Genomic DNA, 16,007 nt, shown 5'->3' on the forward strand with positions numbered 1-16,007 from the left:
TATTACATGTGCTTGAAAACGGAGATTATCTCTGTTTTTGCGCGTACACTGATTAAGTAATAAGGAAGTTTGTCTAATTTAAAAAATGAGAGTTTGTTGATGTTTTAATAAATATGAGATAATCAAAGGCATCGGCAATATTTGTGTCGCGAAATTCATTAGCTTGTTTATTACCACCAATGGTTTCTAAAGGGTAGCGTTGACAATAACCAGTCTAATTCGACAGGTTTGTCCGCTTTGATTTTCTTAAGATCAAGAATAAAGATTGGTTTATCCATTTGATTTAAAAAATGCTCATAAGTTCCAGGAAAGGCGGTTTCTGCAGGAAATGGCTTTATATCATTTGGATCCATAGCCGTATAGGAACCGTCATAAAAAGTAAAGCCAATTGTCAAAGATTTACCAGGAATGGCATCGGCGATATAACCACCCATTTTCATTGGTGAATCAAAGAATCCTTTATCGATTGTTTTGTTGCTTTTAGATATATGACCGTTATGTGCCCATGCTATAATTCTTGGGTCAGGATGATGATCCAATAACCATAAAAGGTTTTCTGCCATATAGCGATCGCGCTTTTCCTCAGGATTTCCATCACCAATTTTCTGATCTACATATTGTTCTAAAATTCTCATGTTTTGTAGTAGCCAGTCTTTCTCTGTTCCCGTTTTATCACTTTTTTGGATTACAGTTTTTAACTGTGTGTGCAATTGAGTAGTACGATGGATCTGTTCATCAGGTAAGCTCACTTTTCCATTTTGGTTAGCGTACTGGTACGCTATTGTTGAAATAAAATATTCAAATTCATATAAATCTTTTTGAATCTCAGTATTTGTTTGGAGTGCTTTTTTTACTTCTTCTATTGCTCCTTTGTAAAACTGCATATCAAATCCCGCAAATTCAATTTTTGGTTTCCCTTGGTTAAAGTCTTGCATCCAGTTCAATAGGTTACGAATTTCAGTTGTATGCCAAGTCCAAAAGTATAGTGTTTTCATCAAGTTTATCTGGTCAAACTGTTGATTCAGAATAGCTTTGTTTAATGTATTAGATTCAGGCATATTGGCCTCAAAAGCAAGCATGTTGAAGTTGTCATATTGCGTGAGGTATTTGATGATGCGGTGCTTCATTTTAAATATTTCACTTGAGCCGTGAGACGATTCCCCTAAAGCAACTATTTTGGCATCTTTAGTCAGTTTTTTTAGAATGGATAAGTCTGTATTATTTTCAATATTTGGATCAGATGACTTTAAAGGGTAGCAGTATTTTTTTAATACGGCTAGTTCATTTTTTGTTAGTGGAGCTGTTCTAGGTACTGGTGTTATATATTTTTGGCCATCAATAAAGAGCTCAAAATCGTCAAACCATGCAGTCATAGCACCACCGTTCCATGCGCCTCCAAAAATGATGACTGCTGCATTGGAGTCAATTTTGGCTTTGATATTCACTTTCTCCCATGCTGATGTACGATCTAGACGCATTCCTTCCATATCATCAGAATGGAGAATTTTACCATGTTTGTTCAAAACAATGAGATAGAGATTTGCTTCACCTTTATTTTTAATTTCTGTTTTGATTTTTGCTTTTATAACAATTTCTTTGCCTTGGACAAGATCTGCCGGCAATTCGTTGAAAAAAAAACCTCCTGATGGATCAGGATTAGTTCGGGTTACTTTATAGCTGTAGTTGCCGCTTACTTTTTCGGTACTGTCACGGGTATATACAGCTTCATTATTGGAATAGGACCATCTTCTGAGTTTATCACCGCTCATGGTTTCGAAATCTAAATTTAAATAGGTCTGTGCAGATAATGTGGGTATACTACAGGATAATAGGAGTAAAGTAGCTAATTTCTTTAAGGATTGCATATGATTGGTTTGTAGTCTATAAAATGGTTGTCATAAGATAATAATTTTTTTGCTTTTGTGAAATAAAATATGGTTATTTATATATTAAACGTCATCAAGACATATAATTTAGATCATGCATAAACCTTTGTGCCATGGTATGATAATCCAAAAATAAACAACAAATTATAAACAATTATGATGCATTCATCAAGAAGAAAATTTATCAAAAACTCAACTACGGTTGTTTCTATAGCTGGTTTGACGGCTATGTTTCCTAAGCTATATGCAGCTGCAGGTGCTGATAAAAAAATCCGTGTTGCGGCCATTGGTATCAATGGTATGGGATGGGCCGATTTAAATGCTATACTAAAACATCCAGATGTGCTGTGTACCGCGCTTTGTGACGTTGATGATAATGTCTTACAAAAACGTATAAAAGAGCTTGAAGGAAGAGGTATTAAAGTTAAAGGTTTTAATGACTATCGTGACTTATTAAAAAGTAAAGACGTCGATGTGGTGGTTGTCGGTACGCCCGATCATTGGCATTGCTTACAGATGATAGAAGCTTGCCAGGCAGGAAAAGATGTTTATGTTGAGAAACCTTTGGGTAACTCGATCGCAGAATGCAGATCGATGGTAGCTGCAGTAAAGAAGAGTAAATCGATTGTACAGGTGGGGCAGTGGCAGCGGAGTCAGCAACATTTTCGCGATGCGATTGCGTTTGTGCACTCCGGAAAGTTAGGTAAAGTACGCTTGGTGAAAGCTTGGGCATACCAAGGGTGGATGAAAAGTATCCCCGTTAAACCAGATGCACCCGTTCCTGCAGGTGTCAATTACGATTTGTGGTTGGGCCCTGCAAAGAAACAACCTTTCAATCCGAATAGGTTTCATTTTGATTTTAGATGGTATTGGGATTATGCTGGTGGATTAATGACGGATTGGGGTGTTCATATGCTTGATTATGCACTTTTAGGAATGAAAGCTTCTACGCCAATTTCAATCATGGCATCAGGTGGGAAATTTGCTTATCCGCAAGATGCTGCCGAGACGCCTGATACGTTAACGACTGTATATGAGTTTGAGGGTTTTAATATCCAATGGGAACATGCTACTGGTATTGATGGAGGTCCTTATGGTAAAAATCATGGCGTTGCTTTTATTGGAAACAACGGAACTTTGGTGCTTAACCGAAGTGGCTGGGAGGTCATTCCTGAAAAAGGCCGTATGGATGGTGTTGCCTTTCAGAAATCAGTCGATGATGGATTGGATCTGCATGCCGCTAATTTTATTGAAGCAGTTAAAAGTAGAGATTCATCGGCTTTAAATTGCTCTGTACAGGCTGGTGCAGATATTGCAATATTTGCGCAAATGGGTAATATCGCATACCGTACAGGTAAGAAAATCTATTGGAACCAGGATACCGGATCTTTTGGTGCTGAAGACGCTGATCAATTAATTTCGGCATCTTACCATAACGGCTATCAATTGATTTGATTTTAAATCTTGTGACTGATGTTTATGATGTAAGCTCTGATATTGCTACTTGATGTATTGACGGCAATTTGGTATTGGGGGTATCTGGGAGGACTTGAGCCTATACTGAACACGGTTCCCCTGATTAGGGTTAGGGAGTCTATGTTAGGGACATTGATTATCTGATTTCTTGTGTAGGTAGGGATGGGACATGTGTAAAGCGCGTGCTAAATAAACTATTAAATTTATTGAATAAAAATTTAACTATATATTTTACTGGTTATCAATTTATTAGGTAGTTTGTGTTGTGTTGCGGAGGAGTTTTTGGATATTAATTTATATCAATATATTTGCGTCAAAATTGGTGGAAATATGAAAAAGAAGGTTGTGCTTATTCAGGATGATGAAGATGTCCGATATATCATGGATGAAGTGTTGACGGATGAAGGTTTTGATGTTACGTCTTCGTTAACAACTGAGCCCATTGATAATATTGAGAAGATCGACCCCGATGTTGTCATAGTGGATGAGCATATTAAGGGAGGGAAGAAAGGTAATAAAGTAATTGAGGAGCTGAAAAACGATCCAGAAACTGAAAATCTACCTGCTGTACTAACTTCAACATCTCATAATTTGGCTCAAACAGCTAAGGACTGTAAAGCTGATGATTATATCGAAAAACCATTTGATTTGGATCATATGGTCGATGTTGTTAAGAAAAATTCATAATCACTGCATCGCTTATGCCGAATGAAACGGAATGACATTCGTATCGGTACTTCAAGAGGTACGTTAAGTTTGATTGGGCAAGTTTTCTTGTGGTGATCTGCTTGGGAACAGACGTAGGTTCTATGATCAGTAGATGGCAGAAAAGAAGATGATTGTAAAAAAGGAGACGCTGAGTCTCCTTTTTTTATGGTTACTGATGAGGGTAGCTTTTTTTGAAAAAGTAAACCGACAGCAGCAATTCGATTTCTAGAAAAAAACAGTAAAATGAAATATAGTGCAATCGAATAACAAGGGTGAAGTGGATGATAAAAGAAATAGTATCTATAATTCATAAAGATCCAAAACTAAAAGAGATCCCTACGATAGGGCTAATTCTTACTTATAATGTTAAGATAACATATTGATTATTTTTCTATAGAAAAGATTACTAAATGGCCTACAGCTGCATTTCGATGCTGCATTTTGAACATTTTTACCCTTATTTTTAATATCTGTTTCATTTTATTAGAGCTTAAAAGTATAGTTTTGTTTTACAATTAGAGATTTTTGAAATGTTAATTGTAGACCAAATCATAAACAAATAAACTTAAATTAATAAATGAAATTTTTTATTGACACAGCCAACTTGAAAGATATTCAAGAGGCCCAAGACTTCGGGATCTTGGATGGTGTAACGACTAATCCAACATTAATGGCAAAAGAGGGAATTAGTGGTGATAATCATGTTAAAAACCATTACCTAGCCATATGTGCGATTGTAGATGGAGATGTTAGTGCTGAAGTGATTGCTACTGACTTCGAGGGAATGATTAGTGAAGGGCAAGAGTTGGCTATTTTAAATGAAAAAATTGTGGTTAAGGTTCCAATGACTAAAGATGGGATAAAAGCAATCAAATATTTCAGTAAAAAGGGCATAAAAACTAATTGTACATTAGTTTTTTCAGCAGGGCAAGCATTATTGGCCGCTAAGGCAGGAGCAACCTATGTTTCTCCATTTATAGGCCGTTTAGATGACATATCAGTCGATGGGTTGGGGCTTATTAATGAAATCCGTATCATATATGATAACTATGGGTTTACTACACAGATATTAGCAGCATCCATACGTAATAGTACACACATTTTGGGCTGCGCCAAAATTGGTGCAGATGTGATTACTTCACCTTTGTCAGCTATTCTTTCTCTTCTAAAGCATCCTTTAACTGAAAGTGGGTTAGATCAATTCTTAGCAGATCATAAACGAGTTGCTGATCAAAACATGTAATCTGTATGGAAATAATGAAAAAGAGTATTTCTGAACTAAATTCAATAGTTTATCAAGTTAGAAGAGATATCGTTCGCATGGTGCATGCTTGTCAATCAGGACATCCAGGAGGATCGTTAGGTTGTACAGAGCTATTGGTTGCTTTATATTTTGAGGTAATGAATAGAAAGACTGACTTTGATTTAGATGGAAAGCGAGAAGATTTATTCTTTCTTTCAAATGGACATATTTCTCCTGTTTTCTATAGTGTATTGGCAAGAGCAGGGTATTTCGATGTATCCGAATTAGCAACCTTTCGTAAGCTTGGATCCCGATTGCAGGGACATCCTACTACTCATGATGGCTTGCCAGGGGTGCGCATAGCATCAGGCTCATTAGGTCAAGGTTTATCGGTTGCAATTGGTGCCGCTCAAGCTAAAAAGTTGAATAATGATGATAAGATAATCTATGTACTTATGGGTGATGGCGAATTGCAAGAGGGACAAATATGGGAAGCCGCCATGTATGCACCACATAATAAAGTGGATAACCTTATTGCAATAATCGACTACAATGGAGCACAAATTGATGGTGCAACTAAAGATGTGCTGTCTTTAGGAGATTTGAGAGCCAAATGGTTAGCTTTTGGCTGGCAAGTGGTTGAAATACAGAGTGGAAATGATATTACTGCTATACTAGCAGGATTTACCCAAGCTAAAATGCAGTTAAATCATGGTGTTCCTGTTGTTATTTTATTGCATTCGGAAATGGGAAATGGAGTGAATTTTATGATGGGTTCACATAAATGGCATGGAGTAGCGCCAAATGATGAACAGTTGACTGCGGCTCTAGAACAGAATCAACAAACATTAGGTGATTATTAATCCTATATTTTTTAACAAGAGATAGATTTTTCAAATACATGAAAAAATATACATATACTGAATCTAAGGACACACGATCAGGCTTTGGAGCAGGTTTATTGGTAGCGGGTAGACAAAATAATAATGTAGTTGCACTTTGTGCTGATTTGATTGGTTCATTAAAGATGAATGATTTTATTAAAGAATTTCCTGAAAGATTTTTTCAAATTGGTATTGCTGAAGCAAATATGATGGGGATCGCTGCAGGTTTAACCATCGGAAATAAGATCCCTTTTACAGGGACTTTTGCTAACTTTTCATCAGGGAGAGTCTATGATCAAATACGTCAATCTATAGCATATTCTAATAAAAATGTGAAGATTGCGGCATCGCATGCAGGTTTGACACTTGGTGAAGATGGGGCTACTCACCAAATTTTGGAAGATATAGGATTAATGAAGATGTTGCCTGGAATGACTGTTATCAATCCTTGTGATTATAATCAGACTAAGGCTGCAACAATTGCTGCAGCTCAGTATTATGGTCCTGTTTACCTCCGTTTTGGAAGACCAATAGTACCGGTATTTACACCAGAAGATCAAGAATTTGAAATTGGTAAAGCTGTCATGCTTAATGAAGGTAAGGATGTAACTATTATCGCTACAGGGCACTTAGTATGGGAGGCAATTCAAGCAGGGGAGGAACTAGAGAAAATAGGCATAGATGCTGAGATTATCAATATTCATACAATTAAACCATTGGATGACGAAGCAATTTTAAACTCGGTACGAAAAACAGGTTGTGTCGTTACAGCTGAAGAACATAATCGTTTAGGAGGATTGGGAGATAGTGTAGCACAATTATTAGCAAAAAAACTACCTAGCCCTCAGGAATATGTAGCTGTTGATGATCGTTTTGGTGAGTCGGGAACACCAGCTCAATTAATGGAAAAATATGGTTTGAATGCCATCAGTATTGTATTAGCAGTAAAGAAAGTAATTTCCAGAAAGTAATTATTTTGACTGATGTTTAATTCAAATTTTGGAGATGAGGGGATTTCTAAATATTCGCATAATCGTAATTAAAGCAATATTCTTAGACAACTGTTATTTTATAGTGTTAATGTAACCAATTTATTTTCAACTAATTAAATTATTTCAATAGGTGTTGCTTATATACAATACTTATCAATTTGCTATTTTATTTATCTCTTGTGCTGTAACATGGCAATAAAATAATAGAGATCAACAAAATTATGTTGATTATATCTTTAAATTAATTATAAACCAAATGATGATAAAAAAATTATGGATCATTCTGCTTTTATTACTAGCAGTGATAGTAATAAAAGCCCAAAACATGCAAGCTCCCGGTGGATTTGATGTATATCAAACAGATATTTCGCATGGTAATATAGATACGATTTTTTATTTTTCAGAGACTGTGGGAGTAAAGCGTAGTGCTTTAGTTTATTTGCCACCTAGCTTCTCATCAAAGAAATCATACCCTGTACTTTATCTTTTACATGGAGTAGGTGGAGATGAATATGAATGGTTAAAAAATGGCACACCTCATATTATTTTAGACAATCTGTATGCGCAAGGTAAATTAGAACCAATGATAGTTGTTATGCCTAATGGTCGTGCTATGAAAGATGATCGCGCTACAGGCAATATAATGGACGCTGATAAAATAGGGGCTTTTTCTACATTTCAAAGCGACCTCATTCATGATTTAATTCCTTACGTCGAAAAAAAATACCCAGTTAAGCCAAATCAAATAAATCGCGCTTTGTTCGGATTATCTATGGGGGGAGGACAAGCATTAAATTTTGGCCTCGGTAATCTCGATACATTTGCTTGGGTAGGTGGATTTTCTTCTGCACCTAATACACATTTGCCAGAAAATCTAATTCCTAACCCACAAGAAGTAAAGAACAAACTTAAATTACTATGGATTTCTTGTGGAGATCAAGATGGTTTAATAAATATCACGAATAGAACTCATAAATATTTGGAAAAACATGGTGTTCAACATGTATTTTACATAGAACCTGGAGGTCATGACTTTAAAGTTTGGAAAAATGACTTGTATATGGTTTCGCAATTATTATTTAAAAATGCCAATCCTGATAAATTATAAAATGTGTCTGCACATAGTTTATGCGGTAGCATTCACTATTGGTAAATATATTTTCACAGAAAATGTTATTCTTTTTTAAATTAATGATTTAGAATATTTTAATAAAGTCTTGCAGTAGTAAGTTTATAAACTATATAATTAAAAAACACAACATAAAAATTGAGATAGGATTATGAGATTGATAGTAGTTAAGCTATGTAATGTTGTTTTAATATTGATCATATCAGTATTTAGTTCCATGTTATATGCACAGAACCAAAATTCACTTAAATTATGGTACGATAAACCTGTATATGATAACCAATGGGAACAGGCTCTACCCATAGGGAATGGTCGTTTGGGAGCCATGGTATATGGCATTCCTGAGCGTGAACAATTACAGTTAAATGAAGAAACCATTTATGCAGGAGGTCCATATCGTAATGATAATATTAAAGGATTAAAATCATTGCCTCGAATCCAGCAACTTATCTTTTCTGGTAAAACAGAGGAAGCAGATAAATTAGTAAATCAATCGTTTTTCACAAAAACTCATGGCATGCCCTATCAGACGGCTGGTAGCGTAATTTTAAACTTTCCGGAACATAAGGATTATCAAAACTATTACCGCGAATTAGATCTCGATAAAGCTGTCGCATTATCCCGTTATACAGTAGATGGAGTAACTTATACGCGTCAAGTGTTTTCTTCGTTTGCCGATGATGTTATCATGATGCAGATAACATCAAGTAAAAAAGGCGCTTTAAATTTTGATATTGAATACTCAAATCCTTCTGATCATCAAGTTTTCAAGTCAGGTGAAAGTTTAATTTTGGAAGGTAGGGGATCATCGCATGAAGGAATTGATGGAAAAGTAATCTATCAAAAACATACTTCTGTAAAAAATAAAGATGGTAGCGTAGCGCTCACGAATAGTAAATTGACCGTGTCAGGAGCAACATCTGTCGTGATTTACATTTCTATCGCAACAAATTTTGTGAATTATAAAACGATCGATGATAGTCAAATAGTTCGGGCTGCTCATAAATTAGCGCTATCGAAAAAGAAAACTTTTCAATCGGCATTGAATCAGCATATAGCAATTTACAATAAACAATTTGCACGATTCAAATTAGATCTTGGTCGCAAAGCGGAAGAAGAAAACATGACGATCACCAAGCGGATTGAAAATTTCAAAACAACGCAAGATCCTGCTTTGGTGGCGCTATTGGTTCAATTTGGACGCTATTTATTGATCTGTTCTTCTCAACCTAGCAGTCAGCCTGCCAATTTACAAGGCATATGGAACAAATCGATGAATCCACCTTGGGACAGCAAATATACAGTCAATATTAACACAGAAATGAATTATTGGCCAGCAGAAGTAACCAATCTTTCTGAAACGAATGAGCCTTTGTTTCAGATGATTAAAGAGTTGAGTGAAAGTGGTCGTGAAACTGCTCGGATATTGTATGGTGCTGATGGTTGGGTGACGCATCACAATACAGATCTATGGCGTGTAACGAGCCCAATTGATTTTGCAGCAGCAGGTATGTGGCCAACAGGGGGTACGTGGTTAACCCAGCATTTATGGGAACACTATTTATATACCGGGGATAAGAAATTTCTAGCTGAAATATATCCAGTAATGAAAGGTGCTTCGGATTTTATTTTGTCCATATTAATTGCTCATCCAAAACATCCGGATTGGCTCGTAATTTCGCCATCAATATCTCCTGAGCATGGACCATTGTCAGCAGGTGTTACAATGGATAATCAACTCGCATATGATATGCTTACTCGAACTGCCTTGGCGAGTCAAATTTTAGGTCAGGATCAGGATTATCAGACTAAATTGATTTCTACTGCGCGACAAATACCTCCCATGCAGGTCGGACGATATACCCAATTGCAAGAATGGTTAGAAGATCTTGATGATCCGAAAAGTGACCACCGGCATGTATCGCATTTGTATGGTCTGTATCCAGGAAACCAAATATCTGCCTATCGGACGCCCCAACTATTTGAGGCTGCTGCTAATTCGTTGAAATATAGAGGTGATTTTGCCACAGGTTGGTCCATCGGTTGGAAAATCAATCTTTGGGCACGTTTGCTCGATGGTAATAAAGCGTATCAGATCATTGACAATATGTTGACCTTAGCGAACAATAAAAATCCAGAAGGACGAACTTATCCCAATATGTTTACAGCGCATCCGCCGTTTCAGATTGATGGAAATTTTGGTCTGAGTGCTGGAGTGGCCGAAATGCTTATTCAAAGTCATGACGGAGCGGTGCATGTGCTGCCTGCTATATCCGAATTATGGAGCGATGGTTTCTGTTTCGGGTATTGTGGCTAGAGGTGGATTTTATGTTGATATGAATTGGGAAAACGGTCAGATTCGGAACATTGCTGTTACGTCAAAAATTGGCGGAAACCTACGTTTACGATCCTACTGGCCACTTAAAGGTAAAGGATTGAAGAAAGCAACAGGTGAAAACTCAAACAGTCTGTTAAACCCTGTAGCTGGGAAAGAAGCGCTTGTGTCAGCGCAAGCGACTTTGCAAGGGAATCATTTGAGACCAATTTTTGAATACGATATTGCAACTCAAAGAGGTGGAAAGTATGTTTTTGTTCATGACTCACAATAATTGTTTCAAAAGCATGGGAACAGATAATGGTGACTTACCATATTGAGCAATTGAATTAATAGACTAAAATAATTATTAGAAAATAGGATATGTTATTATTAGGAATAGATTTAGGGACTTCCTCTATTAAAGTTTCTGTCATAGATGCACAAACAAATAGACGAGTTGTGTCTACTCAATACCCAGACAATGAGGCAGCTATTATTTCTGAACAGCAGGGCTGGGCGGAGCAAGACCCCAATCTGTGGTGGGAGTATACAAAATTGGCGATTAAAAAACTTAACAGTACTGGACTTTATAATCCGAAGCATATCGGTGCTATTGGAATTGCTTATCAAATGCATGGTCTAGTGATTGTAGACAAGGATCAACATCCCCTGCGAAATGCCATTATATGGTGCGATAGTCGGGCAGTTGCAATAGGCAATCAGGCAATTTCTGATTTGTCCTCTACTGGTTTTTTAGCGTCACATCTCAATTCTCCGGGAAATTTTACAGCTTCAAAGTTAGCCTGGGTGAAGCAGAATGAACCTGAACTGTATGCAAGGATACATAAATTTATGTTACCTGGTGATTATTTGAGCATGTGTTTAACTGGTGAGATCAACTCCAATATCAGTTCTATATCGGAGGGTATCTTATGGGATTTTAAGAATAATAGGATCTCGGAGACCTTACTTGATTATTACGGTATTGATCAGGATTTAGTTCCTGATATTTTAGCTGTTTTTTCAAACTATGGACAAATAAAAGCCGATGTAGCGGATGAATTGAATCTCTCCAGAGATGCTTTCGTGAGTTATAAAGCTGGTGACCAACCCAATAATGCACTTTCTCTGAATGTATTTGACCCCGGAGAAGTTGCTGCGACTGCAGGCACATCGGGTGTTATATATGCGGTCACGGACCAACTGGTATATGATCAGGAATCTCGCGTCAATACATTTGCGCATGTCAATCATGATTATACCAAAACAAGCTTAGGCATTTTGCTCTGTATAAATGGTACAGGAATTCAAAATAGCTGGATGAAAAAAATAACTGCACGCGGAAATGATTATGTACAGATCAATCAATTAGCTTCCAATATTGCTATTGGTTTCTGATGGTATCATCGTATTACCTTTTGGCAATGGAGCTGAAAGAATGTTGAAAAATCGGATGGTGAATGCGCATATCGAAAACATTGATTTCGTACGGCATGATGATGCACATTTATGGCGAGCTACACAAGAAGGAATTGCATTCTCATTTCGATATGGACTCGATATTTTACGACAAAATGGTATTGAACCAAAAGTAATTCGCGCAGGACATGCTAATTTATTTTTGAGTCCCGTATTTCAGCAATCTTTTGCAGGTGTAACACATGTAGAAGTCGAGCTTTACGATAATGACGGAAGTGTAGGGGCAGCATTGGGAGCAGGTCTTGGAGCAGCGATATTTTCTACGCGTAAAGAAGCTTTTGCTGGATTAGAGAAACATGCGATCATTGAACCGACACATATCGCTTTATATGATGAGTTATATGAGAAATGGAAAGATAGTTTAAATAGGAAATTGTTAAATTAATTAAAAATGGAAGTATTATTAGGAAATCAGGAGTATTTCAAAAACATTGGACAGATAAAATATGAAGGTGTAGATTCGGATAATCCACTCGCATTTAGATGGTATGATGCTGACCGTGTGGTAGCAGGAAAAACGATGGCAGAGCATTTAAGGTTTGCATGTGCTTACTGGCATTCGTTTAATGGTAATGGATCTGATCCGTTTGGAGGACCGACACAGTTTTTTCCATGGGATGCCAAACCTACCATCATAGACCGGGCAAAAGATAAAATGGACGCCGCATTTGAATTTATGACTAAAATGCAATTGCCCTATTATTGTTTTCACGATGTCGATCTGGTTGACTATACCGATAATGTTGTTGAAAATGAGCAAAATCTGGAGCGTATCGTGCAATATGCTAGGGAAAAGCAAACTCAAAGTGGTATCAAATTACTTTGGGGTACAGCCAACTTGTTCAGTCATCACCGTTATATGAATGGTGCATCTACAAATCCTGATTTTCATGTATTGGCGCATGGTGGTGCGCAAGTAAAGGCAGCAATTGATGCTACGATTGCACTTGGAGGAGAAAACTATGTGTTTTGGGGCGGACGTGAAGGATATATGTCTCTTTTGAACACTAATATGAAAAGAGAGCAGGATCATTTGGCTCGTTTTTTACATTTAGCAAAAGATTATGCGCGTAATAATGGCTTTAAAGGTTCATTCTTTATTGAACCAAAACCTTGCGAACCAACAAAACATCAGTATGATTTTGATGCTGCAACGGTAATTGGTTTTTTGAGAAAATATGATTTATTAGATGATTTTCAGTTAAATTTAGAAGTGAACCACGCTACTTTGGCCGGGCATATCTTCCAACATGAATTGCAAGTTGCAGCTGATGCGGGAGTTTTAGGTTCTATTGACGCTAACCGTGGAGATTATCAGAACGGTTGGGATACTGATCAATTTCCAAATGATTTGAATGAGTTGACGGAGTCTTTGTTAATCATCTTAGAAGCTGGTGGTCTCAAAGGTGGAGGTGTTAATTTTGATGCTAAAATTCGCAGAAATTCAACTGATCCTGCCGATTTGTTTTATGCTCATGTGGGGGGCATGGACAATTTTGCTAGAGCTTTAGTGATAGCAGACAATATTCTTCAAAAATCTGATTATAAAAAAATTCGCTCAGATCGCTACGCTAGTTTTGATACTGGTGCCGGTGCTGAATTTGAGCAGGGTAAATTATCTTTAGAAGATTTAAGAAACTTTGCTGCTGAAAATGGTGAACCTAAACTCATTAGTGGTAAGCAGGAATATTTAGAGAATTTGATAAACCGTTATATTTAACCGCTTTTATTCGTTTATTGTTTTTTTCGTTTTAGTTATGGGAAGGGCTTTGGCTCTTTTCATAACTTATTAAAAAACCTATTTTGTTTTATAAAGCGAATAACCATTATACCAATTATATATGCTTATAGGATGCATAGCAATGAGCAATCATCACAATCCTAGAGGTATTTATACATCTATATCAGATCAAATAACAAGAATGTAGCGGGGAAGAAACTTAAATCTGTACCGTAATTTTTTAATACGAGAAAAAAATATAATTGTTTTATGAGAATTATTGCCATTCTGTTCAGCTTTTTTATTTATCAGTATGTCGTTGCCAAGATCAAGCTTCCGGCTTTAATCAGCGATCGTATGGTATTGCAACGCGATGTCGATCTGAAATTGTGGGGCTGGGCAGACCGTGGCGAGAAGGTGACTATCCGTTTTCAAGGAAAAATTTACCAGACACAACCTGATGCTGATGGTAAGTGGTTTGTGACCTTGCCACCACAAAAAGCTGGAGGTCCATTTATAATGGAAGTCAATGAGCTTATTATTCGTGATATTCTTATAGGTGATGTATGGCTAGCCTCAGGACAGTCTAATATGGAGACTCCTATACTGCGTTTAGTGGATCGGTACCCAGAGATCAATGTGTCCAATAATCACATGATACGTTATTATAAAGTACCTACACAAGAATCTGTCCATGAAAAAGATGAGATTGCTTCAGGCGCACAATGGTATTCAGCAATAGCTTCAGATGTGCTAAAATGGACTGCTTTAGCATATTTCTATGCGCAAGAAGCGTACAGCAATACGGGTATTCCAGTAGGAATGCTAGTTGCTAGTAAAGGCGGAAGTACCATTCAAAGTTGGATAAATCAAGATCATTTGAAAGAATTTCCAGCATTAATCGTCAATAAAAAAGCATTGACCAGCCTAGAAAATGCAGCATTAGATCAAGGAGCAAATAAATGGCACCGTACAGATTGGGATGATCGTGAATGGCAAACAGTAACTGTACCAAGTCGCTGGAATGAAACAGGATTGGATATCAAGGGCACTGTTTGGTATCGTAAAGATTTTGACTTACCCACTTCTATGGAAGGGAGGTATGCTAAGTTATATCTGGGTACAATGGTTGATAGTGATTCTGTCTTTGTGAACGGTAAGTTTGTGGGCTTTACTTCTTATTTTTATCCTCCGCGCAAATACGATATTCCTGCGGGAATATTGAAATCGGGGAAAAATAATATCACTATCAGGTTAACTGCAAATGCAAATGATGGTGGATTTATTCCAGATAAACCATACAAAATTAGCAATGATGAAATAGACGTGGATCTTAAAGGAACTTGGAAGTATAAAGTGGGTCAAGATTTAAACCAATTGGAGCAATCGAAAAAAGAACTTGCAAACATACAATCCATGGGGTCGGGTCTGTACAATGGTATGATTAATCCCTTGTGCTACTATCAGTTTAAAGGGGTGATTTGGTATCAAGGTGAAAGTAATGCTGGAGATTCAAATTACGGAAAGTATTTAAAAGCGTTGATCACAAACTGGCGAGCAGAATTAAAAAGTGCTGAACTTCCTTTTTTACTTGTACAGCTCCCTAATTATACTCCTAAATCAATTAAACCTCCATTCCAAAGTACATGGGGTCTTATTCGAGAGGCTCAACTACAAACAGCATTAGAAGTGCCAAAAACTGCGATGGCAGTTACATATGATCTAGGTGAATGGAATGATATTCACCCTTTAAATAAAAAAGACCTTGCACATCGTTTGTTTTTGCAAGCACGGCAATTGATTTATGGTGAGCGCTTGGTCAGTGCTGGACCAGTTTATGATAACATGAAAATAGAAGGAAACAAGATTACCTTATTTTTTAATGATACTGGAGGTGGTTTGCGAAGTCGAGAAGGTCGTTTACAACATTTTGCTATAGCGGGAGAAGATAAGGTCTTTGTGTGGGCAGAAGCTGTAATTAAAGGGAACACCATCATCGTGCGGAGTAAGGAAGTCACAAATCCAGTAGCAGTTCGTTATGCCTGGAGTGATAACCCCGAAGAGGCTAATCTGCAAAATAAAGAAAGATTACTAGCATCACCATTTCGTACCGACAATTGGTAGTGAACTGTGTTGATGAATAGTATATGTATTAAATAATATAACCGAGAAA

Annotated in this window: 13 protein-coding genes; 12 read left to right on the top strand and 1 reads right to left on the bottom strand. The window is 37.0% G+C overall.

Annotated elements, in window-relative coordinates; translation table 11 throughout:
• Nucleotides 1-170: 170 nt before the first annotated feature.
• Nucleotides 171-1,865, bottom strand: a complete 1,695-nt coding sequence (locus ACFX5U_RS08975; RefSeq protein WP_400263181.1) for an erythromycin esterase family protein — start codon at nucleotides 1,863-1,865, stop codon at nucleotides 171-173.
• Between the two features lie 177 nt (nucleotides 1,866-2,042).
• Here ACFX5U_RS08975 and ACFX5U_RS08980 point away from each other — a divergent pair, with 177 nt between their 5' ends.
• The 12 genes from ACFX5U_RS08980 (at nucleotide 2,043) to ACFX5U_RS09035 (ending at nucleotide 15,958) form a co-directional block, all read left to right on the top strand.
• Nucleotides 2,043-3,341 (top strand): Gfo/Idh/MocA family protein, encoded by a 1,299-nt coding sequence (locus tag ACFX5U_RS08980; RefSeq protein ID WP_400263182.1) that lies wholly within the window; start codon nucleotides 2,043-2,045, stop codon nucleotides 3,339-3,341.
• 351 nt (nucleotides 3,342-3,692) lie between these two features.
• Complete coding sequence (locus ACFX5U_RS08985; protein ID WP_280568544.1) at nucleotides 3,693-4,049, top strand: two-component system response regulator; 357 nt, start codon at nucleotides 3,693-3,695, stop codon at nucleotides 4,047-4,049.
• Nucleotides 4,050-4,647: 598 nt separating this feature from the next.
• Nucleotides 4,648-5,313 carry a fructose-6-phosphate aldolase gene (gene fsa / locus ACFX5U_RS08990; RefSeq protein ID WP_400263183.1) on the top strand — a complete coding sequence of 222 codons (666 nt, stop codon included), beginning with the start codon at nucleotides 4,648-4,650 and terminating at the stop codon, nucleotides 5,311-5,313.
• A gap of 14 nt (nucleotides 5,314-5,327) precedes the next feature.
• The gene (locus ACFX5U_RS08995; RefSeq protein ID WP_400263579.1) at nucleotides 5,328-6,176 is read left to right on the top strand and encodes a transketolase; all 849 of its coding nucleotides are present in this window, start codon (nucleotides 5,328-5,330) and stop codon (nucleotides 6,174-6,176) included.
• A 38-nt stretch (nucleotides 6,177-6,214) separates the two neighbouring features.
• Nucleotides 6,215-7,168: a transketolase family protein gene (locus tag ACFX5U_RS09000; protein WP_280568542.1), complete on the top strand. Its 954-nt coding sequence runs from the start codon at nucleotides 6,215-6,217 to the stop codon at nucleotides 7,166-7,168.
• Between the two features lie 277 nt (nucleotides 7,169-7,445).
• Nucleotides 7,446-8,297, top strand: coding sequence for an alpha/beta hydrolase (locus tag ACFX5U_RS09005; protein WP_400263184.1), 852 nt, complete (start codon nucleotides 7,446-7,448; stop codon nucleotides 8,295-8,297).
• Nucleotides 8,298-8,469: 172 nt separating this feature from the next.
• Nucleotides 8,470-10,635 carry a glycosyl hydrolase family 95 catalytic domain-containing protein gene (locus tag ACFX5U_RS09010; protein WP_400263185.1) on the top strand — a complete coding sequence of 722 codons (2,166 nt, stop codon included), beginning with the start codon at nucleotides 8,470-8,472 and terminating at the stop codon, nucleotides 10,633-10,635.
• A complete protein-coding gene (locus ACFX5U_RS09015) occupies nucleotides 10,607-10,927 on the top strand; it encodes a glycoside hydrolase family 95-like protein (RefSeq protein WP_400263186.1) in 321 nt (106 codons plus the stop codon). Before ACFX5U_RS09010 ends, ACFX5U_RS09015 begins: the two co-directional genes overlap by 29 nt.
• A gap of 89 nt (nucleotides 10,928-11,016) precedes the next feature.
• Nucleotides 11,017-12,033 carry an FGGY family carbohydrate kinase gene (locus ACFX5U_RS09020; protein ID WP_400263187.1) on the top strand — a complete coding sequence of 339 codons (1,017 nt, stop codon included), beginning with the start codon at nucleotides 11,017-11,019 and terminating at the stop codon, nucleotides 12,031-12,033.
• Complete coding sequence (locus ACFX5U_RS09025) at nucleotides 12,017-12,499, top strand: FGGY-family carbohydrate kinase (RefSeq protein ID WP_400263188.1); 483 nt, start codon at nucleotides 12,017-12,019, stop codon at nucleotides 12,497-12,499. The genes ACFX5U_RS09020 and ACFX5U_RS09025 overlap by 17 nt, the downstream gene beginning before the upstream one ends.
• Nucleotides 12,500-12,505: 6 nt before the next feature.
• Nucleotides 12,506-13,834: a xylose isomerase gene (gene xylA / locus ACFX5U_RS09030; protein WP_400263189.1), complete on the top strand. Its 1,329-nt coding sequence runs from the start codon at nucleotides 12,506-12,508 to the stop codon at nucleotides 13,832-13,834.
• A 270-nt stretch (nucleotides 13,835-14,104) separates the two neighbouring features.
• Nucleotides 14,105-15,958: a sialate O-acetylesterase gene (locus ACFX5U_RS09035; RefSeq protein WP_400263190.1), complete on the top strand. Its 1,854-nt coding sequence runs from the start codon at nucleotides 14,105-14,107 to the stop codon at nucleotides 15,956-15,958.
• The last annotated feature ends 49 nt before the right edge of the window (nucleotides 15,959-16,007 follow it).

This window comes from Sphingobacterium sp. SG20118, from assembly GCF_044740685.1.
GTDB lineage: Bacteria > Bacteroidota > Bacteroidia > Sphingobacteriales > Sphingobacteriaceae > Sphingobacterium.

What these genes read in the sequence shown, in the direction of transcription:
- xylA (WP_400263189.1), top strand. Translation starts at nt 12,506, where the DNA reads ATGGAAGTATTATTAGGAAATCAGGAGTATTTCAAAAACATTGGACAG.
- ACFX5U_RS09015 (WP_400263186.1), top strand. Translation starts at nt 10,607, where the DNA reads ATGGTTTCTGTTTCGGGTATTGTGGCTAGAGGTGGATTTTATGTTGAT.
- ACFX5U_RS08980 (WP_400263182.1), top strand. Translation starts at nt 2,043, where the DNA reads ATGATGCATTCATCAAGAAGAAAATTTATCAAAAACTCAACTACGGTT.
- ACFX5U_RS09000 (WP_280568542.1), top strand. Translation starts at nt 6,215, where the DNA reads ATGAAAAAATATACATATACTGAATCTAAGGACACACGATCAGGCTTT.
- ACFX5U_RS09035 (WP_400263190.1), top strand. Translation starts at nt 14,105, where the DNA reads ATGAGAATTATTGCCATTCTGTTCAGCTTTTTTATTTATCAGTATGTC.
- ACFX5U_RS09005 (WP_400263184.1), top strand. Translation starts at nt 7,446, where the DNA reads ATGATGATAAAAAAATTATGGATCATTCTGCTTTTATTACTAGCAGTG.
- ACFX5U_RS09010 (WP_400263185.1), top strand. Translation starts at nt 8,470, where the DNA reads ATGAGATTGATAGTAGTTAAGCTATGTAATGTTGTTTTAATATTGATC.
- ACFX5U_RS08975 (WP_400263181.1), bottom strand. Translation starts at nt 1,865, where the DNA reads ATGCAATCCTTAAAGAAATTAGCTACTTTACTCCTATTATCCTGTAGT.
- ACFX5U_RS09020 (WP_400263187.1), top strand. Translation starts at nt 11,017, where the DNA reads ATGTTATTATTAGGAATAGATTTAGGGACTTCCTCTATTAAAGTTTCT.
- fsa (WP_400263183.1), top strand. Translation starts at nt 4,648, where the DNA reads ATGAAATTTTTTATTGACACAGCCAACTTGAAAGATATTCAAGAGGCC.
- ACFX5U_RS08995 (WP_400263579.1), top strand. Translation starts at nt 5,328, where the DNA reads ATGAAAAAGAGTATTTCTGAACTAAATTCAATAGTTTATCAAGTTAGA.
- ACFX5U_RS08985 (WP_280568544.1), top strand. Translation starts at nt 3,693, where the DNA reads ATGAAAAAGAAGGTTGTGCTTATTCAGGATGATGAAGATGTCCGATAT.